Below are 19,014 nucleotides of genomic sequence, written 5' to 3' on the forward strand. Positions count from 1 at the left end.
AGAACCATCACGCTGGATATTAATGGTTATCCCGCTCGAGATTAATAGTCATTACACCGAATATTGATAGCAGATAAATGGGGTTTAAATGATTCATAATGAGATGTATAATCACTTGCATGATTGGAATCGTTTTTTCTGTTGCATGCTATCGATATCTCTGGTTCATTCTTCATCTTTCGACAGAGGGTGCAGGGAGTGGCAGCTTTTTAATCCTCTCCAATGCCTCCGCCAGTTTCTCATCCTTGCAACAAAGTGAAATCCGTATGTATCTCGCTCCATTGCTTCCGAATATGAATCCCGGGGTGATGAAAACACGGGCTTCATGCAGCACTTTCTCCGTCAGCTCTTCTACATCCCGGCACGATGCGGGGATTTTTCCCCACAGGAACATCCCCACCTGCTTTTCATCGTAGGTGCATCCTAATGTCTGCATGATCTCTCCCGCAAGATGGCGGCGGTTCCGGTAATTATGATTGTTTCCTTCGTACCATTCGGCATCTGCTTCCAAAGCTTTGGCTGCCGCCAGTTGCATGGCTCGGAACATCCCGCTGTCGATGTTGCTCTTCACTTTCAGAATCCACTGAACAAACGTGGCGTTCGAAGCCAGCATCGCGATACGCCACCCCGGCATGTTATGGCTTTTGCTCATCGAGTTGAATTCGATGCAGCACTCTTTTGCCCCGGGAACGCTGAGGATGCTCAACGGACGATCGTTCAGGATGAAACTGTAAGGATTGTCGTTCACGATGACGATGTTCTTCCGTCGGGCGAAATCTACCAGGCGTTCGTACATCTCCATCGTGGCGTTGGCACCTGTCGGCATATTCGGATAGTTGGTCCACATCAGTTTCACGTGGCTCAGATCCATCCGTTCCAGTTCATCGAAGTCCGGCAGCCAACCTTCATCCTCTTTCAGGTTGTAGTTCACGATCTCCGCACCCAGGATTTTGCTGAGCGAGGTGTACGTCGGATAGCCCGGGTTGGGCACTAACACCTGTTCGCCCGGATTGACGAAAGCCAGGGTGACGTGCAGGATGCCTTCCTTCGAACCGATCAACGGTTGAATTTCGTTGGCAGGATCCAATTCCACGCCGTACCACTTTTTGTACCATCCGGCAAAGCTCTTGCGGAGTTCGGGGATGCCGACGGAAGGTTGGTAGCCGTGCCCGTCCGGGTTCTGCGCCTCGCTGCAAAGCGTCTTGACCGTCACTTCCGAAGGCGGCATGTCAGGACTGCCGATGCCCAGGCTGATGACATCTTTTCCTTCGGCATTCATCTGTGCCACTTCTTTCAGCTTTCTTGAAAAGTAGTATTCGCTTACGCTTGCCAGCCTGTTTGCCGGAGCGATATTATAGGTTTGATTTTCCTTCTGCATATTCGCCTAATATTTTAAGTTCTTTGGTCAATGGACTGATAGCGGTGATGGATTGCTTGTATCTCAGATAGTCGTTGAACGACACGTCCACGTAAAACTGATATTCCCATTCCCTCCCGATGATGGGGAGTGACTGTATTTTGGTCAGGTTGATGTTGTAGAACGAGAGGATGGAGAGAACTTGCGAGAGGCTGCCTTCGGTATGCGGCAGGGTGAATACGATGTTCGCCTTGTTGGTCTCCGCCGACTGGTTTCTTCTGATCTCATCTACTTGCCACGGATCGGCCACTACCAGGAAACGGGTGAAGTTGTGTTTGTTTGTCTCGATGCCTTCCTGCAACACTTTCATCCCATAGCGTTCGGCGGCAGCCCGCGAACAGATGGCGGCATGACCTTTCAGGTTCTCTGTCCGGATGATTTCTGCACTTAGTGCCGTGTCTTCGCCTTCGACTACCTTTATCTGCGGATGTTGTTGCAGGAATTCGCGACATTGCATCAAGGCGATGGGGTGGGAGTTGACTTCCGTGATATCGTCCCAGTCCTCCTCGGGCAGGCAAACGAAGCTGTGCGAGATGCGTAGTTTGTATTCACCGATGATCTGTGTGCCGCTGCTACGTAATAGTTCATTGTTGTGCAACAGGCTTCCGGCAATGGTATTTTCGATGGCGAGCATACCGATGACCTGGCTGTCCTTGCGAATGGACTGGAACACATCTTCGAAAGTAGAACAACAGATTAACTCTATTTCCTCCCCTTCGAAGTACTTGTGCGCGGCGATGTCATGGTATGACCCGAGTGTCCCTTGAATTGCTATCTTTTTCATTTCCTTTGATGATATATATAAAAAAATCCCGCATCCATTTCGGAGCGGGATTCATATGATTACTTTACTCATTCAGTTCTTAAGCATCACTGTCACTTGATACATACAAACTCCCGCTCTACTTTCTGGCTAAAGTAAAAGTAAAAAAAGAAGTAATATGTAAAAGTGAATATGTTCATAACGTTCATGCTTCTGTTTTGATTACGGGACAAAAGTAATACTTTTCTTTTAAATGCAAGCAAAAAGAGATCTTTTTTTGCATTTGCTATGATTTTGTTCTTTTTGTTAGAGGCTGCTCCGGTTGGTGCTTGCTTAAATTTCGCTCATCTTTCTTCCCGAGTTTAGGAACCCGTATTTAGGTTTGTCTAAATCAATCCTCCAAACACGCTGTCGCTTGGCTTTTCTGCTTGATTGCCGAATTGTCCGTTCAGGTTTTCGCTCTCTTTCGGATTCAGTTCGAGTGCTTTCTTCATGTCCTCTATGGAGCCGTCTTTATCTCCGTTGAGGAGTTTGGCCCGTCCTCGTTCATGATAGGCAGCTCCGAAATTGGGGTTTAGGTCGATGGCTTCATCGAAAAGGGCGATAGCTTCGGATAGCTTCTTTTGCGTAATGAAAAGTTGTCCCAAGTAGAGATAAGCTTGTTCATTGAATGGATTCATTTCGGTGACATGAAGGTAATCCGCTTCCGCTTCTTCCGGTTTTCCTTCCGCTTCTTTCAGTTTTCCGTGGAGCAGGATACCTGCTTCTTCGTCCGGATTTTGGGCGAGGATAGCATCTATATCTTCGGAAGCTTCACTCAGTTGATTCATTTTCAGCAATGCTTCTGCACGCAACAGGCGTGCTTCGGTGAAATCATCTTTCAGAACGATCGCTTTGGTCAGGTGGGCTATGGTCATGAGATCGTTGCCCGCTCCATTCATGGCTTTGCCCAGCAGGTAATGTGCCATGGCGTTTCCTTCTTCCAGTTCGATGGCTTTTGTGGCAGCGGCTTCCATGCTTTCATAATCTTCCTGCATGTAGCAGACGTTGGCAATGGTAAGGAAAGTGGAAGTCAGTGTAGGTTCCATTTCAGCCATGCGGTTCAGTATTTCTCGGGCTTTATCCAATTCAGTCATTTGGATGTAAATCTGGCTCAGATATCCCATAGTTTCAAAATCCTCTTCAATGGCAAGGGCTTCGGTAAAACATTTCACGGCATAATCCGGCCGTCCCATGCGTTGCGCACGTAACCCGTCGTATTTGAAGATTTCAAAGTTCTTTTGATCAGCTTTCTGCTTTTCATTCTCCGGTGTGTCGGACTTTCCGGAGAAGAAAGATTTAAAGAAGTTTGGCATATGTATATGTGTTTATTTGATTCTGACTGCAAATGTAAGGAAAATAGTTTTGATAATGATACGGTTCAGTTCTATAAATCTTAGATGTGGTGAGAGGGTGCAAGCCTATTTATCCCATAGCATCCCGTCCCTCATTTCAATCTCTCCTTCTTCCAACAGATATTGGATGACTTGTGTCAGCACTTCTTTGTCTGTTTCTATTAGTTCTTCCACTTTGGCAGGGGTGAGGGGGGTGGCTTTCAGCAAATGGAGCAACTTTTCTTTCAATGCTTCGAAAGTCACGGTAGAGACCTCATCGCTGGTCCGGTGGCTGATGCATACATCGCATTGGCCGCAGTTATGCAGATTCTTTTCACCGAAGTATCGGAGGAGCATCCGGCTTCGGCAAGCTGTTTTCGAAGTGACATATTCCACCATGGCCTGTATGCGGGCTTCATAGCGTTTCCTGCGTTCCTCGTAGACGGAGGGTGGTATGTGCAGTCGGTTCAATTCCACGCGCTCGCGCGTATATATTATATAAGGTGTCTTTTTGTGTGGGATGTAGTCGATGATCCGGCGTTTGGAGATCATTACGAGAATGTTGTAGACTTGTTGGCGTGTCAATCCTGTCCGGACGGAAAGGGTATCTTCGCTGATATAAGCGTAATCAGTGAATAAACCGGTGTAAGAACGGAGGATGACTTGTATCAAGGCTTCCGCTTCTTTTCCCATCTCACGGAGTTTGTAAAGTTCTTCACGTCGCAGGGTGAACAAGATACGTGAAGCGTTGTCCTGTTCATCGGTATATTCCAGGTATCCGGCTTGGGTAAGTATCTTGAGGGCACTGTCTACCGGAACGGGAAAGTGCTTGAACTTCCGGCAAAACTCTTCAAGATTGAATTCCTTGGTGCATCCCAGTCCATCGCCCATCGCCATCTGGTAATAATATTGCAGATGCTCGTAGACGTCCTTGATGTAGCCTTTGTCGGGGAAGGTATCGGGAATACGTCTGTGTAGCGTGGCTTTATCCGATTTGGAATGGAGAATGACGGCATATGCCTTTTCTCCGTCACGTCCGGCACGTCCCGCTTCCTGGAAGTAGGCTTCGGGAGAGTCCGGCAGGTCTAAATGGATAACGATGCGGACATCCGGTTTGTCTATTCCCATTCCGAAAGCGTTGGTTGCCACCATGACACGCGATTCTCCGGATTGCCATCGCCTCTGGCGGAGGTCTTTGACGGCATTGTCCAGCCCGGCATGGTAAAACTCGGCTGTGATGCCTTCGTTGACCAGCAGTTCGGAAATTTCCTTGGTACGTCGTCGGCTACGGACGTAGACGATGGCGCTTCCCGTCATCCGGCGGAGGATGTGGAGAAGCTCGGCTGTTTTGTTTTCTGTCGGGCGGACGATGTAGGCTAGGTTTTTCCGTTCAAAGCTCATGCGGAACACGTTTTCCTGCTTGAACTTCAACCGCGTTTGGATGTCTTTTACCACTTCGGGAGTGGCTGTGGCTGTCAAGGCAAGTACAGGAATCCCGGGGAGTAGGTCGCGGATATCGGCTATCTTTAAGTAAGCCGGTCGGAAATCGTAACCCCATTGGGAGATGCAATGGCTCTCGTCCACGGTGATCATGCTCACCTTCATGGAACGAAGTTTGATTTTAAATATCTCTGTATCCAGTCGTTCGGGGGAGATATAGAGGAATTTGTAGTCACCGAAGATGCAGTTTTCCAGTGCGACCAGTATTTCCTGCCGGGTCATGCCGGAATAGATGGCTACGGCTTTTATGCCCCGTTGACGAAGATTTTGTACCTGGTCTTTCATCAAAGCGATGAGTGGGGTGATCACGATGCACAAGCCTTCTTTGGCGAGAGCCGGAACTTGGAAGGTGATTGATTTACCACCTCCTGTCGGCATCAGTCCCAGCGTGTCCCGTCCTTCTCCAATGCTGTTGATGATCTTTTCCTGGATTCCCCGGAAGGTGTCATATCCCCAGTATTGTTTGAGTATTTCCTGATAAGACATGGTATTCAATTAATAATTAATAATTAAAAATGAATAATGAACAACTCCTTCTTTCTTCGTTATTCATTATTCATTTTTAATTATTAATTAATCAGTTTTCTTCAATCGGCATGATGTCCTCTATCAGCAGCTGCACTTCTCCTCGCTTGTGCGTATTCTCTTCGATGGTGTAGCAGATGTCGAAGGAACGTTTGGTCTTGATGTAGCGTACATGCGAACTCTGTCCGAAGGCGATGCCGTTCATTACATTGTTGGACTTGTTGTCAACCAGTTCCAGTTTGATATGTTCCTGGTCACGGCCCACCACTTTGCTTGTTCCGTAGTCGTATACATGATGGGTGCAGAATACGGGTTTCTGGTTGTCAGGGCCGAAGGGGTTGAACTTCTTCAAATCGTTGTAGAACTTCGGAGTGATGTCCCGGAAGTCGATCTCCGCATCGATCTCTATTACGGCACTGGTCTGTTCGGGGAGGATATGTTCTGAAACGTAGCTTTCGAAGCGTTCCGTAAATGCAGCCACATTCTCTACTTTCATCGAGAGTCCTGCGGCATAAGTATGCCCCCCGAAGTTTTCAAGCAAATCCCGGCAATGTTCTATTGCCTTGTATACATCGAAACCTGAAACGGAACGTGCCGATCCGGTTGCCATGTCGTCCGTGCGCGTCAGTACAACCGCGGGACGGTAATAGATCTCCGTCAATCGTGAAGCCACGATGCCGATGACGCCTTTGTGCCATTCTTCGTTGTAGATCACGATGGAACGTCGGTCGGCCAATCCGTCAAGGTGCGCTACGATTTGGTTCGCTTCCTCGGTCATGCTCTTGTCCAAGTCTTTCCGCGTCTCATTGTACTGGTTGATCTGATTCGCTTTTTCGAGAGCCACAGAGAAATCCTTTTCTGTCAGCAAGTCCACCGCCTCTTTACCGTTTTGGATGCGCCCGGAAGCGTTGATGCGAGGCCCGATTTTGAATACGATGTCGCTCACGGTAATCTCTTTGTCCGCCAGTCCGCACACATCGATGATGGCTTTCATGCCCACACTCGGGTTGCTGTTCAACTGTTTCAGCCCGTGGTGTGCCAAGATGCGGTTTTCACCCATGATGGGTACTATGTCCGATGCGATGCTGACTGCCACCAGGTCGAGCAGCGGTATGAGATGGTGGAACTCGATGCCATTGCTGATGGCAAACGCCTGCATGAACTTGAAGCCTACCCCGCAACCCGAGAGGTGTTCGTAGGGGTATGTGTTATCGAGTCGCTTGGCGTTGAGAATGGCTACTGCGGGCGGCAACACATCATCCGGCACATGGTGGTCGCAGATGATGAAATCGATTCCTTTTTCTTTAGCGTACGTGATTTCGTCCACAGCCTTGATGCCGCAGTCGAGTACGATGATCAGGCTGACACCTGTTTCAACAGCATAGTCTATTCCTTTGTGGGACACGCCGTAGCCTTCGTTATAGCGGTCGGGGATGTAATAGTCCAGGTTTGAATAAAACTGTTGGATGAACTTGTAGACCAACGCCACAGCCGTTGTGCCGTCTACGTCATAATCTCCATAAATAAGAATACGTTCTTTCTTTCCCATTGCCTTGTTCAGACGTTCCACTGCCACGTCCATGTCCTCCATCAGGAATGGATCGTGTAGGTCGGGCAGTTGCGGCCGGAAGAATTTGCGGGCGTCATGCGCCCGTGTGATTCCCCGTTGCACCAGGAGTTGTCCGAGAATCGGGCTAATGCCTAATTCCTGAGCCAATATCTGGCTTGTCTCTGCCTGTTCTGATGTGATGGGTTGATAATTCCATTTGTGATTCATTTTATATATTGTTTTTTCTTTTTCTTTTCTCAGGGTGCTGGAAAGCCGTTGCTTCCCAACAAGCTGTAAAAGTACGAAAAAAAACAGTAAGCACAGGTGGAATGTGACGAAAATATTTCAGGGAGGGGAGTTTTCACTCCCCCTGAGCCGGCTGGCGGCTCGAAATGTATCTGGAATTGTTTAGAACTCGAAACCTACTTTCAAACCTAATGTCGTGAATAGGTAAGGCTTGGCATCGAAGAGCCAATCATCATCATCTTCCAGCAGGAGTTCGTCGCTGTCTTGAACAGCGAGTTCCAAAGATAGATGGACTGCCGTCTTTTTGGAAGTTGCAATGCGTGCGCCTAAAGCTAATGAGTAATGGACTCCTATCAAGTCGCCTACGGCACATCCTAGTTTCACATCTACGAATGGAGTTACTTTTTTATTCATGAAGTTGGCTCTGAAGTTCACAAAAATAGGTACACAAAAAGCTTCTCTGCCTGTATAGTAGTCCAAACCTACACCACCGCCCAGAAAGAAAAAGTTGTTGAACTGGAAGCCGTGGGAGGTGGATATCTCAAAATAATTGGAATTCACGTATTCGGAGTCGGGCAGGTCGGACGCTTCATCCCTGATAATAGTGCTTTTGCTATATTTGTGACCGGATATGTCGAAAGCATAACCTGCGTCAATAAATCCTCTGTACCCCCTTAAGGTTCTTCGTGATTGCAAGTGAGGATCTAAAGAAATGGATGTCGTTTTTGCTTTTTTCGTTTTCTTGATTTCAGTATAGGATTGTGGGTGACAGCTTAGGCTGAAGCTAAACAGTGCGATAAGGGAAAATATGATCTTTTTCATGCTCGTATGTTTTTGTAATTGGTTTTAGCTATCGTCTTATGTTAATGTGGTATTGGCTATCAATAAAAATAGTCCAAGCATACTAATTCTTACTTGTGTTTTCATAATCTAGCGATTTTCAGAGTTATATTCACGAAGTTCATATTTCACATCGAATTGTCCCTTTGTGAGGGTGATAAAGTCTTTAATATTGTCGGAATCATACAAAATGGCTTTATCAAATTCACCGCAAATGATGTGCTTTTCCTCATTTAAGAATGTTACATTTACATCTACAGAATCATTGACTGCGTATTTGTTACAAAACATATCGCAATGATTAATACCCTCTTTCAAATTAGTTGTGTCGAATCTAACACATAGATGTCCCATATCCTTATCTTCAAATTCTATAGAGATATCTAAATAATAAGCAGGCAACCACCCGATAGCAAAATTGTTATCAGATTCGATTCGTTTGGCGGTAACAAAGTCTGAGCCTTCTTTTCCCTTGGTGCCCTGCACTGCCAGCAACTTGCCATTTATATAGCAACCAAAGGTATTATTGCCTTCCATAGTCTTTTCGGGCATGTGTTTGAGATAAGGAGATTCTTCCTCGTAATCATCCCCTCCAAGCCATCTTTCTATCATACTTGTGCAACTAGAGAAAAGTAATAACATCGAGAATAAATAGATAAGTTTTTTCATGAGCAGTAGTTATTAAAAGTTATACATAGTTCCATAGAGTCACTTGCACTAATGCAATGCGTCAAAGATAAAAAATATATTTAGAGAAATCAAGAATTGTTATAGAAATCTGCTGAGATTTATTACTTTGTAAAATATTTATAAATATAATGGAAAATGTCATGTAGATATATGAACATCACCTTACTTTACCCAATTTTACAAAATTTGATCTCTTCCTCACCGATGAACGTCCAGTTCCTCACCGATGAACACGCGGTTCCTCACCGATGAATAGCCTCCTCCTCACCGATGAACAACCTGTTAAAATACAGATGATCAAACCTTATAAAATCATCAGGATATTTTTCCTTTTACCTATCTGAAAAACCTCTTCCGGAACTTTTAAACCCTTCTCAACCCTTCCCTTCTCAACCCTTTCTTCTCAAATCCCTTCCTTCATATTTGCAAATGGCGTTGATCCACTCTTCGGTAAGAGGCTTTGATACATGATTTTCCAGATCGAAGGTTACCATTACGGAGTTGCAGATGCATTTCACCTCGTTGGTCTCTAAATCGATGACCCGTTGTGTCAGGTGGAAACTTTTCGTTCCTATTTCGGAAACTGCCGTCTGTACGGCGATATGGTCGGTGGCAAAGATTTGTGCCAGAAAATCGGCTTCTATATGGACAACGACGATGCCGTCTTTTTCCCAGTCAACGTGCGGGCAGACGGAAGCGAAATATTCCGTTTTGCCTAAGTCATAAAAAGAGAAGTAAACGGTATTGTTGACGTGACCGAATTTGTCTACATCATTGAAGCGTAGTTGTATAGGCAGGGTATGGTTAAACTGAATTTCTTCCATTTGTTTTCTCTTAAACTTTGTTATTACGGTACAAAAGTAGTACTTTTGCGCGTTAAACTCACCAGATATAAAATCAAGAAATGATAGAAGATATTAAAAAAGCTTGTCAGGTGATGCGGGAGGGAGGAGTCATTCTTTATCCTACCGACACCGTATGGGGAATCGGGTGCGATGCCACGAACCCGGATGCAGTACGCCGCGTGTACGAGATCAAGAAACGTGCCGACAGCAAGGCCATGCTCGTACTGGTGGACTCGCCCGTGAAAGTGGACTTTTACGTCGCTGATGTACCCGATGTGGCGTGGGACCTCATCGAATTGGCCGATAAGCCGCTCACCATTATTTATGGCGGTGCGCGTAACCTTGCCGAGAATCTCCTTGCCGAGGACGGCAGCGTGGGTATCCGTGTGACGAACGAAGAGTTCTCCCGCCGCCTCTGCCAGCAGTTCCGTAAAGCCATCGTCTCCACGTCCGCCAATATCAGCGGACAGCCCGGAGCTGCCAATTTCAACGAGATCAGCGAGGAAGTAAAATCGCAGGTCGATTATATCGTCGGCTACCGTCAGGACGACAGGAACCGTCCGAAACCATCGAGTATAATTAAATTAGAAAAGGGCGGAGTCATTAAAATTATCCGTGAGTAAATCAGGGCATGGAGAAAGAAAAAATTAGTCTTATACAGCACTTTATTCATTGGCGTGAGGATCATATCAAGGAAAAGCAGTTCATCCTGATATTGAGCTTTCTCGCGGGCATCTTCACCGCCATAGCGGCATTGATACTGAAGAACTTTATCCACTGGATACAAGATTTCCTGACCGACAACTTCGACACGACGGAAGCCAACTACCTTTATCTGGTCTATCCGGTGATCGGTATTTTCCTGTCGGGATGGTTTGTCCGCAACATAGTGAAAGACGATATCGGACACGGGGTTACGAAAATCCTTTATGCCATCTCCCGTCGTCAGGGGCGCATTAAGCGGCATAACATCTGGTCGTCGATTATCGCCAGCGGCATTACCATCGGTTTCGGTGGGTCGGTCGGGGCGGAGGCGCCTATCGTGCTGACGGGTTCTGCCATCGGCTCCAATCTCGGAAGCGTGTTCAAAATGGAACACCGCACGCTGATGCTCTTGGTCGGTTGTGGCGCTGCCGGTGCAATCGGTGGCATCTTCAAAGCTCCGATTGCCGGACTGGTATTCACCCTGGAGGTTTTGATGATCGACCTGACCATGACTTCACTTTTGCCGTTGCTTATTTCCGCTGTGACAGCGGCCACGGTGTCTTACATCACTACCGGTACGGAAGCCATGTTCAAGTTCCATCTCGACCAGGCATTCGAGCTGGAGCGTATCCCCTACGTCATCCTTTTGGGGATATTCTGCGGGCTGGTTTCACTCTATTTCACCCGCGCCATGTACTCGGTGGAGGGTGTGTTCGGCAAACTTAAGAATCCTTACAAGAAGCTCGCCCTCGGCGGCGTGATGCTAAGTGTGCTTATTTTCCTTTTTCCACCTCTTTATGGTGAAGGCTATAAGACGATAGAACTTTTGCTGAATGGCACGAGCAATGCGGATTGGGACACGGTGATGAACAATTCCTTGTTCTACGGTTACGGCAATTTGCTGCTGGTTTACCTGCTTCTGATTGTCCTGTTGAAAGTTTTTGCTTCGAGTGCCACCAACGGTGGCGGAGGATGCGGTGGTATATTCGCCCCTTCTCTCTATTTGGGATGTATCGCGGGATTTATTTTCTCTCATTTCAGCAATGATTTGCAGTATACGGCCTATCTGCCGGAAAAGAATTTCGCACTGATGGGTATGGCCGGTGTGATGAGCGGTGTGATGCATGCTCCTTTGACAGGCGTGTTCCTGATTGCCGAACTGACGGGCGGATACGACCTCTTTTTGCCGTTGATGATCGTCTCGGTCAGTTCCTATCTGACAATTATCGTTTTCGAGCCGCACAGTATCTACTCCATGCGTCTGGCGAAGAAAGGACAATTGCTGACCCATCATAAAGACCGTGCCGTGCTGACACTGATGAAGATGGAGAATGTCGTTGAGAATAATTTTGTGACCGTCCATCCCGAAATGGATCTTGGGGAATTGGTAAAGGCCATCGCTTCCTCGCACCGGAACATATTTCCCGTGACCGACAAGGAGGGCGTTTTGTTGGGCATTGTATCTCTGGATGATATTCGTAATATCATGTTCCGCCAAGAACTTTACCATCGTTTTACGGTCAGCAAACTGATGACTTCCGCTCCTGCCAAACTCTTCGATACGGACGGCATGGAGCAGGTGATGCAGACGTTCGATGACACGAAAGCCTGGAATCTGCCGGTAGTGAACGAAGAGGGCAAATACCTCGGGTTCGTTTCAAAATCGAAGATATTCAATTCGTACAGGCAGGTGCTGGTACATTTCTCGGAAGACTGATGGAAATGAAAAATTGATAATTAATAATGAAAAACGGAGAAGAGATGATGAAGAAGGAAGATTTAAGAATCGTTTATATGGGGACTCCGGATTTTGCAGTGGAGTCTTTGCGCTGTCTGGTAGAAGGCGGTTATAATGTAGTCGGGGTCATTACCATGCCCGATAAGCCGGCGGGACGAGGGCATAAGATACAGTTCTCTCCTGTCAAGCAGTATGCACTGGAGCAGAACCTCCCTTTGCTCCAACCGGAAAAGCTGAAAGATGAGGCTTTCGTGCAGGCTTTGCGTGCCTGGAAAGCCGACCTTCAGATAGTAGTGGCATTCCGTATGTTGCCGGAAGTGGTTTGGAATATGCCCCGGTTGGGAACGTTTAACCTGCATGCATCTCTGCTTCCCCAGTATCGCGGGGCGGCTCCCATCAATTGGGCTGTGATTAACGGTGATACGGAGACTGGCATTACGACTTTCTTCCTCAAGCATGAGATCGATACCGGTGAAGTGATTCAGCAGGTGCGTGTTCCGATAGCCGATACCGACAATGTGGAAATCGTGCATGACAAGCTGATGACCTTGGGAGGCCGCCTGGTCGTCGAAACGGTGGATGCCATTCTGGACGGCTCCGTCAAACCGATCTCTCAGGATGAAATGGCAGTGGTCGGTGAACTCCGTCCGGCACCAAAGATATTTAAAGATACCTGCCGTGTCAACTGGGACCAGCCGGTAAAGCGTATCTATGATTTTATACGCGGACTTTCACCCTATCCTGCTGCCTGGAGCGAATGGACGAATCCGGCAGGTGAAACCGTTGCAGTGAAAATATTTGAGAGTGAAAAGGTCATGGAAGCCCATCGTCTTGCTCCCGGAACCATCCTTACCGATGGTAAGAACTATCTGAAAGTGGCTGCTGCCGATGGATTCGTGAATATTCTCTCTCTCCAGCTTCCGGGCAAGAAGAGGCTCATGACGAAAGAACTTTTGCGAGGCTACCATTTGGCGGAGGGAACGGTGTTTATAAACAATTTGTGATCTTCATTAGAAATATTTCTCATTTCTTTTGGACTTTTCACCGGGATTGCTTTTCTTTGTGGCAGTATAAACAACTTAAACCTATGTGCCTATAGAACACATTACGCAAATTTATATCTAATCGCACACGTAATGGAAACATGGAATAATAAGGCTGACGAAGCGTTAGTCTCTCTCTACGCACAGGGAGAGAACCAGGCATTTAATGTACTTTTGAATCGGTATAAAGATAAGCTATATAGCTATATCTATTTCATAGTACGCAATTCTGAGATGACGGAAGACATCTTTCAGGAGACTTTTATGAAGGCAATTGTTACGATTCGTCAGGGCCGGTATAATGAGAATGGCAAATTTTCTGCATGGCTGAGGCGTATTGCGCACAATCTGATTATTGACTCTTTCCGCCAGGAGAAATCGGAGAATCTGGTTTCTTGTGACGAGACGGAAGTGAATATTCTTAATAATATCGGTTTGGCGGAAGGCACGATAGAAACTGCGATCGTGAACCGTCAGATACTCGATGATGTTCGCCGTCTGATGGATTTCCTTCCCGACGAACAGCGTGAAGTTGTTTATATGCGGTTCTATCAGGACTTGAGCTTCAAGGAGATAGCCGAACAGACCGGTGTAAGCATCAATACCTCTTTGGGACGTATGCGCTATGCCATCCTCAACCTCCGCCGTATGGCCGAAAAGAATGGTATCGTACTGACCGTTGATTAAATTTAACTAAGTTGCTATATACTAAAAAGTTTGCTTTCTTCGTTTTAGAAGAAAACAAACTTTTTAGTGTATATGCCTATGAAGAAAAAGACTACTCCCTCTCATCAGCAAAGTTCCAAAGAAAGGCAATCCCCGGTGAGTAAGATACCTCGGGTAAGCGAACAGACTTTAGCTTTCCTACGTTCCTTTGCCGGTAGCTACTATGTAGAGCAGCAGCTACCCCAAGGGTTACAGGGGATTATGCTTGGATAAATTTGCTACTTCCGTTTATTCCCCCTACATTTGTATCATTGTATAATCCCAATTAAAAAAACAGTCAAGCTCATGAAACCAATGATATCACCATCTATCCTCTCAGCCGACTTTGCTTATCTGGCCAAAGACATCGAAATGATCAACCGTAGTGAAGCCGATTGGGTGCATATAGACATAATGGACGGGGTGTTTGTGCCTAATATCTCTTTCGGATTTCCGGTACTGAAATATGTCGCCCGGCTGAGTAAAAAGCCGTTAGATGTACATCTGATGATCGTACAACCTGAGAAGTTCATCCCTGAAGTGAAAGCGCTGGGCGCACATGTGATGAATGTGCATTATGAAGCATGCCCACATCTGCACCGTGTGATCCAGCAAATCCGGGAAGCGGGTATGCAGCCTGCCGTGACGATCAATCCGGCCACACCGGTGGCTCTACTCCAGGACATTATCAATGATGTATATATGGTACTCATCATGAGTGTCAATCCGGGCTTTGGAGGTCAGAAGTTTATAGAACATTCAGTAGAGAAAGTCCGCGAATTGCGTGCATTGATCGACCGTACCGGATCGAAAGCGTTGATCGAGGTAGACGGTGGGGTAAATGCGGATACAGGTGCCCGGTTGGTAGCAGCCGGAGCGGATGTATTGGTGGCCGGAAATGCCATCTTTGCCGCTGAAGATCCCGAGGCGATGATCCGTCGGTTGAAAGGCCGTTAATTACTACTTTAATGCTTCATCGATACCCTTTTCTTCGCCTTTTCTTTCCGTTGGCGTTGGGTGTCTATTGTGGAGATGTAACTTTTTATCAAGGGCAGTCGGGGTGGACTGCCTTTTCTTTTTACGGTTTACTTCTCTTTTTGTTTGCCTTATTGATTGTCCTCTATTTCTTGAAACGGTACTCTTACCGGTGGCTTTTTGGTGCGTTCCTGATGTCCTTCTTTTTCATGTTAGGGGTTGTAAGGATGAACGGAGTGCTACGGCAGTCGGAATTCGGCTTGCCCAATGAAAAGGCCGCTTATCGGGCCGTAATTACGGAAAAGCCGAAGAAGAAAGAACGAGTCGTTGTTTGTCAGGCACGGATAGAGCCAATCCGTCCTCCTTCTTGTCCATCCTCTCGCGGGCCGAATGGTGATGCTTTTAGTACAGGACAAACCGCCCCTGTCACCCGCCAATCCTTTCGGCCTTTGAAGGCATTGCTCCATATCGGTAAGGATTCTCTGAGTGAGCGGCTGACTACAGGGGATGAACTATTGGTGTATGCCTCCCTTTCTCCGCCAACAAACAATGGTAATCCAGATGAATTTGATTATGCCCGGTTCCTCGCCCGGAAGCAAGTGAGTGTAATTGGATTTGCATACAACCATGATTGGAAACTCCTTGCACAAAGCAGAACGCATACCTTCAAAGAACACGTACTCGGTTGTCGGGAGACGGTTTTGGAAGCTTATCGAAGATTAGGTTTCACTGGCGATGATCTTGCGGTATTATCCGCCTTGACAGTAGGATATAAAGAGGAACTGAGCGAGGACATCCGTGAGACTTATTCCATATCGGGAGCCAGCCATGTGCTGGCTTTATCCGGACTTCATATCGGATTGTTGTATGCCTTGTTCTGGTTCTTCTTGCGTCGGTTGCCGGGGCGTTATAAAGGCATTGCATTATTGCGGGTGTTTTTGCTTGTCCTTCTACTTTGGGGCTTTGCTGTTTTCACCGGATTCTCTGCGTCTGTTGTACGGTCGGTAACTATGTTTTCTTTGTTTGCCATTGCCGGCTTGTTTGGCAGGAAGCCTTTTTCACTCAATACCTTATTGGCGGCAGGATTCTTTATGCTGTTATTTTATCCGTGCTGGTTGTTCGATGTCGGTTTTCAGCTCTCTTTTTGTGCGGTAGCTGTCATCCTGTTGTTGCAACCCCGCTTGTTTCGTTTGATTCCTTTTTCAAGCCGGGGATGGAAGTATGTTTGGGGAGTGATGAGCGTCTCTATTGCAGCGCAAATAGGTACTTCTCCGTTGGTACTTCTTTATTTTTCCCGTTTTTCGACTCATTTCTTGCTGACCAATCTGTTTGTAGTTCCCTTGGTCTCGATCATCATGTATTTGGCCGTTCTTCTATTGCTTTTTATGCCATTCCCGATGATGCAATCCTGGGTGGCATTAGTGCTACGAGTGGTGATAGACCTTTTAAACGGTGGTGTCCGATGGGTGGAGCGGCTTCCCTTGTCGTCTGTTGACGGAGTTTGGGTGGATAGGGTAGAAGTTGTAGGAATCTATCTCTTTCTACTTTTATCATTGAGATATCTTTTTGTGCATAAAGGGAAGACTGCAATGATGTGCTTGTCCTGTCTGTTTTTCATTTCCGCATGGCATGTAGCGATGCGGTTTTACGATCGTCCCCGGCAGGGTGTAAGGTTCTACAATGTGCATGATTCTCCTGTTGTGCATTGCATTGCTTCTGACGGTCGTTCATGGCTGGCCTATGCCGACAGTCTGCCAGATCAGAAAGGCTTATGCAAAGCGGTTTCCGGATATTGGTTGCATGCACGTCTGAAAGCTCCGCAGCCGGTTTTCTCCGACTTCAAAGACGGCTGTCTTGCTTGTGATAACCATATTGTTGCATTCTCCGGTTGCCGGATTTGTATAGTGAATGATGACCGTTGGCGGAACAAAAAGGTTTCCCAACCGTTATTAATCGATTATCTTTACTTATGCGAAGGGCATGCGGGAGATCTGCGAGGATTGGTCAATTTGTTTGCAGCGCGGAGTGTGATTCTTGACTCTTCCCTTCCCGAGTATAAGAAACAGGCGTATGAAGAGGAGTGCAGACAATTGGGGATTCGTTATATATCACTTTCCGAAAAAGGTTCTGTCTGCTTTTTGCTCTAAGTACAAAGAATTATCGTAATTTTGCAGGCTCTAATAAATACAAGAGATAAATATGCTGACTAAAGTTATTGAACAATCTAAAATAGATCATTTTACCAAATGGTTTGAACGTGCTGACAGAATAGTAATCGTATCTCATGTGTCGCCCGACGGTGATGCTGTCGGCTCCTCCCTGGGGCTTGCCGACTTTTTCGATTCACAAGGTAAGACTGTGAATGTGATTGTTCCCAATGTTTTCCCTGATTTCCTGAAATGGATGCCCGGCAGTAAGGACATCTTGCTCTATGACCGCTACAAAGATTTTGCCGACAAATTGATTGCCCAAGCAGACATCATCTGTTGCCTTGACTTCAACGCGTTGAAGCGCATAGACGATATGGCTGATGCGGTTGCCGCTTCCCCCGCGCGTAAGATCATGATCGACCACCATCTTCACCCGGAGGAGTTTTGTAAGATCACGATCTCCCATCCTGAGATATCCTCTACTTCCGAACTCGTTTTCCGTCTTATTTGCCGCATGGGGTATTTCAGCGATATCTCCCTTGAAGGGGCGGAATGCATCTATACCGGTATGATGACAGATACCGGTGGTTTCACTTACAACTCCAATAACCGTGAAATCTATTTCATCATCAGCGAACTCTTGTCGAAAGGGATTGACAAAGACGATATCTACCGCAAGGTGTACAATACGTATTCTGAGAGCCGGCTCAGGCTGATGGGATATGTCTTGTCCAACATGAAGGTATATCCCGACTGCCATGCCGCACTGATCTCTCTGACAAAGGAAGAGCAAAGCCGGTTCGATTATCTCAAAGGGGATAGCGAGGGGTTTGTCAACATTCCTCTCTCTATAAAAAATGTCTGTTTCTCTTGTTTCTTACGTGAAGATACGGAGAAGCCGATGGTTAAAATCTCTTTACGTTCTGTCGGTACCTTCCCCTGTAATAAGGTAGCAGCCGAGTTTTTCAATGGCGGAGGGCATCTCAATGCTTCGGGAGGGGAGTTTTTCGGCACGATAGAAGAGGCTAAAGAAGTGTTCGAACAGGCGTTGCAGAAGTATAAGCCATTGTTATGTAGTGAATGTCCGAAATCGGGTAAGTGATTAGTAGTAAAATCTGTGAGATAAAAGTTAAAAGACTTGAACTTTCAACTCCCCACTTTCGACTTTCAACTATTTTACGGTACATTTGTACACAATATGTAGTTAAGAAACAGACGAATGAAGAAACTTATATCATTATTTATTTCCCTGTTGGCTCTTGGAGCCATGTTCCAGGCATGCGATGATTCAAAAACTTATGCAGAACAACTCGAGGACGAGAAAAACGCGGTAAATGCATTTATCAAAGAGCATGGAATCGATGTTATTACGGTAGAAGACTTTGAAAAAGATACTGTCACCATCTGCCCCGAAAACACAAAGGGTACCGACCGGAATGAGTATGTCGGCTTCTCTAACGGAGTATACATGCAGATTGTGAAACGTTACGGTAATCCGCGTGCCAGTTCTACTCCCTATCCGAGCCTGGAAGCCGCCCTTCCCTTTACTAACAATAACTTGATCCTGACCCGTTACGTCGAAGTCGACATTATGCAAGGTGATACGGCCGTTGCTACGAATGTAGATAACCCTTACCGCCAGTATTTGAATGACTATCCCGAAGGCTTCCGTTACACGGTCAGCAATTCGTCAAGCTACGGACTTTTCGTGAGTGAGCCGGGGCTGGCTATGTATTATGGATACGGAATGTCGCAGTATGGTGAGTATGGCAATGTGACCGTTCCCGAAGGATGGCTTTTGGCTTTGCAGTATGTGAAAGACGGGGCGCACGTCCGCCTGATCGTTCCTTCCAAGAGCGGGCATACTTTGGCTCAAAAGTATGTATATCCTTACTTCTATGATATAAGGAATTTTACTATTTATTAGTTTCACTGACAAAATCTATATTT

17 protein-coding genes are annotated in these 19,014 nt (G+C 46.5%); 9 read left to right on the plus strand and 8 right to left on the minus strand.

The features are described from left to right. Nucleotides 1-172: 172 nt before the first annotated feature. The 8 genes from H8744_RS08725 to H8744_RS08760 all read right to left on the minus strand — a co-directional run bounded on the left by H8744_RS08725 (nucleotide 173) and on the right by H8744_RS08760 (nucleotide 9,727). Nucleotides 173-1,378 (minus strand): pyridoxal phosphate-dependent aminotransferase, encoded by a 1,206-nt coding sequence (locus H8744_RS08725; RefSeq protein WP_262434462.1) that lies wholly within the window; start codon nucleotides 1,376-1,378, stop codon nucleotides 173-175. Next, on the minus strand, nucleotides 1,353-2,201 hold the full coding sequence (locus H8744_RS08730; protein ID WP_262434463.1) for a prephenate dehydratase: 849 nt from the start codon (nucleotides 2,199-2,201) through the stop codon (nucleotides 1,353-1,355). Before H8744_RS08730 ends, H8744_RS08725 begins: the two co-directional genes overlap by 26 nt. A 365-nt stretch (nucleotides 2,202-2,566) precedes the next feature. After that, the gene (locus tag H8744_RS08735; RefSeq protein WP_262434464.1) at nucleotides 2,567-3,535 is read right to left on the minus strand and encodes a tetratricopeptide repeat protein; all 969 of its coding nucleotides are present in this window, start codon (nucleotides 3,533-3,535) and stop codon (nucleotides 2,567-2,569) included. Nucleotides 3,536-3,640: 105 nt separating this feature from the next. Continuing rightward, nucleotides 3,641-5,539: a RecQ family ATP-dependent DNA helicase gene (locus H8744_RS08740; RefSeq protein WP_262434465.1), complete on the minus strand. Its 1,899-nt coding sequence runs from the start codon at nucleotides 5,537-5,539 to the stop codon at nucleotides 3,641-3,643. A 91-nt stretch (nucleotides 5,540-5,630) separates the two neighbouring features. After that, the gene (recJ, locus tag H8744_RS08745; protein ID WP_262434466.1) at nucleotides 5,631-7,355 is read right to left on the minus strand and encodes a single-stranded-DNA-specific exonuclease RecJ; all 1,725 of its coding nucleotides are present in this window, start codon (nucleotides 7,353-7,355) and stop codon (nucleotides 5,631-5,633) included. A 180-nt stretch (nucleotides 7,356-7,535) separates the two neighbouring features. Next, complete coding sequence (locus H8744_RS08750) at nucleotides 7,536-8,195, minus strand: hypothetical protein (RefSeq protein WP_262434467.1); 660 nt, start codon at nucleotides 8,193-8,195, stop codon at nucleotides 7,536-7,538. A 108-nt stretch (nucleotides 8,196-8,303) separates the two neighbouring features. After that, a complete protein-coding gene (locus H8744_RS08755; RefSeq protein WP_262434468.1) occupies nucleotides 8,304-8,882 on the minus strand; it encodes a Riean_0653 family protein in 579 nt (192 codons plus the stop codon). 410 nt (nucleotides 8,883-9,292) lie between these two features. Continuing rightward, nucleotides 9,293-9,727 (minus strand): acyl-CoA thioesterase, encoded by a 435-nt coding sequence (locus H8744_RS08760; RefSeq protein ID WP_262434469.1) that lies wholly within the window; start codon nucleotides 9,725-9,727, stop codon nucleotides 9,293-9,295. 80 nt (nucleotides 9,728-9,807) lie between these two features. Between H8744_RS08760 and H8744_RS08765 the strand changes: the two genes are divergently transcribed. The 9 genes from H8744_RS08765 to bamK all read left to right on the plus strand — a co-directional run bounded on the left by H8744_RS08765 (nucleotide 9,808) and on the right by bamK (nucleotide 18,991). Continuing rightward, nucleotides 9,808-10,371 (plus strand): L-threonylcarbamoyladenylate synthase, encoded by a 564-nt coding sequence (locus tag H8744_RS08765; protein ID WP_262434470.1) that lies wholly within the window; start codon nucleotides 9,808-9,810, stop codon nucleotides 10,369-10,371. Between the two features lie 8 nt (nucleotides 10,372-10,379). Further along, nucleotides 10,380-12,170 (plus strand): chloride channel protein, encoded by a 1,791-nt coding sequence (locus tag H8744_RS08770; RefSeq protein WP_262434471.1) that lies wholly within the window; start codon nucleotides 10,380-10,382, stop codon nucleotides 12,168-12,170. Nucleotides 12,171-12,217: 47 nt separating this feature from the next. Continuing rightward, nucleotides 12,218-13,195: a methionyl-tRNA formyltransferase gene (gene fmt / locus H8744_RS08775; RefSeq protein ID WP_305067468.1), complete on the plus strand. Its 978-nt coding sequence runs from the start codon at nucleotides 12,218-12,220 to the stop codon at nucleotides 13,193-13,195. 132 nt (nucleotides 13,196-13,327) lie between these two features. After that, the gene (locus H8744_RS08780; protein WP_262434473.1) at nucleotides 13,328-13,921 is read left to right on the plus strand and encodes an RNA polymerase sigma factor; all 594 of its coding nucleotides are present in this window, start codon (nucleotides 13,328-13,330) and stop codon (nucleotides 13,919-13,921) included. Nucleotides 13,922-13,999: 78 nt separating this feature from the next. Then, the gene (locus tag H8744_RS08785; protein ID WP_262434474.1) at nucleotides 14,000-14,173 is read left to right on the plus strand and encodes a hypothetical protein; all 174 of its coding nucleotides are present in this window, start codon (nucleotides 14,000-14,002) and stop codon (nucleotides 14,171-14,173) included. A gap of 72 nt (nucleotides 14,174-14,245) precedes the next feature. Then, nucleotides 14,246-14,896 carry a ribulose-phosphate 3-epimerase gene (rpe, locus tag H8744_RS08790; RefSeq protein ID WP_262434475.1) on the plus strand — a complete coding sequence of 217 codons (651 nt, stop codon included), beginning with the start codon at nucleotides 14,246-14,248 and terminating at the stop codon, nucleotides 14,894-14,896. A gap of 11 nt (nucleotides 14,897-14,907) precedes the next feature. Beyond that, nucleotides 14,908-17,061 carry a ComEC/Rec2 family competence protein gene (locus H8744_RS08795; RefSeq protein ID WP_262434476.1) on the plus strand — a complete coding sequence of 718 codons (2,154 nt, stop codon included), beginning with the start codon at nucleotides 14,908-14,910 and terminating at the stop codon, nucleotides 17,059-17,061. A gap of 52 nt (nucleotides 17,062-17,113) precedes the next feature. Continuing rightward, on the plus strand, nucleotides 17,114-18,166 hold the full coding sequence (locus tag H8744_RS08800; protein WP_262434477.1) for a DHH family phosphoesterase: 1,053 nt from the start codon (nucleotides 17,114-17,116) through the stop codon (nucleotides 18,164-18,166). Nucleotides 18,167-18,283: 117 nt separating this feature from the next. After that, entirely contained in the window at nucleotides 18,284-18,991 is a 708-nt protein-coding gene (gene bamK, locus H8744_RS08805; protein ID WP_262434478.1) for a BamK family beta-barrel-assembly machinery protein, read from the plus strand. The last annotated feature ends 23 nt before the right edge of the window (nucleotides 18,992-19,014 follow it).

The organism is Jilunia laotingensis (genome assembly GCF_014385165.1).
Classification (GTDB): Bacteria; Bacteroidota; Bacteroidia; order Bacteroidales; family Bacteroidaceae; genus Bacteroides; species Bacteroides laotingensis.

Bases quoted from the DNA above. Each gene is read 5' to 3' on its own strand.
- H8744_RS08735 (WP_262434464.1), bottom strand. From the start codon at position 3,535: ATGCCAAACTTCTTTAAATCTTTCTTCTCCGGAAAGTCCGACACACCG.
- H8744_RS08765 (WP_262434470.1), top strand. From the start codon at position 9,808: ATGATAGAAGATATTAAAAAAGCTTGTCAGGTGATGCGGGAGGGAGGA.
- H8744_RS08800 (WP_262434477.1), top strand. From the start codon at position 17,114: ATGCTGACTAAAGTTATTGAACAATCTAAAATAGATCATTTTACCAAA.
- H8744_RS08760 (WP_262434469.1), bottom strand. From the start codon at position 9,727: ATGGAAGAAATTCAGTTTAACCATACCCTGCCTATACAACTACGCTTC.
- H8744_RS08755 (WP_262434468.1), bottom strand. From the start codon at position 8,882: ATGAAAAAACTTATCTATTTATTCTCGATGTTATTACTTTTCTCTAGT.
- rpe (WP_262434475.1), top strand. From the start codon at position 14,246: ATGAAACCAATGATATCACCATCTATCCTCTCAGCCGACTTTGCTTAT.
- H8744_RS08780 (WP_262434473.1), top strand. From the start codon at position 13,328: ATGGAAACATGGAATAATAAGGCTGACGAAGCGTTAGTCTCTCTCTAC.
- H8744_RS08730 (WP_262434463.1), bottom strand. From the start codon at position 2,201: ATGAAAAAGATAGCAATTCAAGGGACACTCGGGTCATACCATGACATC.
- bamK (WP_262434478.1), top strand. From the start codon at position 18,284: ATGAAGAAACTTATATCATTATTTATTTCCCTGTTGGCTCTTGGAGCC.
- H8744_RS08750 (WP_262434467.1), bottom strand. From the start codon at position 8,195: ATGAAAAAGATCATATTTTCCCTTATCGCACTGTTTAGCTTCAGCCTA.
- recJ (WP_262434466.1), bottom strand. From the start codon at position 7,355: ATGAATCACAAATGGAATTATCAACCCATCACATCAGAACAGGCAGAG.
- H8744_RS08770 (WP_262434471.1), top strand. From the start codon at position 10,380: ATGGAGAAAGAAAAAATTAGTCTTATACAGCACTTTATTCATTGGCGT.
- H8744_RS08740 (WP_262434465.1), bottom strand. From the start codon at position 5,539: ATGTCTTATCAGGAAATACTCAAACAATACTGGGGATATGACACCTTC.
- H8744_RS08725 (WP_262434462.1), bottom strand. From the start codon at position 1,378: ATGCAGAAGGAAAATCAAACCTATAATATCGCTCCGGCAAACAGGCTG.
- fmt (WP_305067468.1), top strand. From the start codon at position 12,218: ATGAAGAAGGAAGATTTAAGAATCGTTTATATGGGGACTCCGGATTTT.
- H8744_RS08785 (WP_262434474.1), top strand. From the start codon at position 14,000: ATGAAGAAAAAGACTACTCCCTCTCATCAGCAAAGTTCCAAAGAAAGG.
- H8744_RS08795 (WP_262434476.1), top strand. From the start codon at position 14,908: ATGCTTCATCGATACCCTTTTCTTCGCCTTTTCTTTCCGTTGGCGTTG.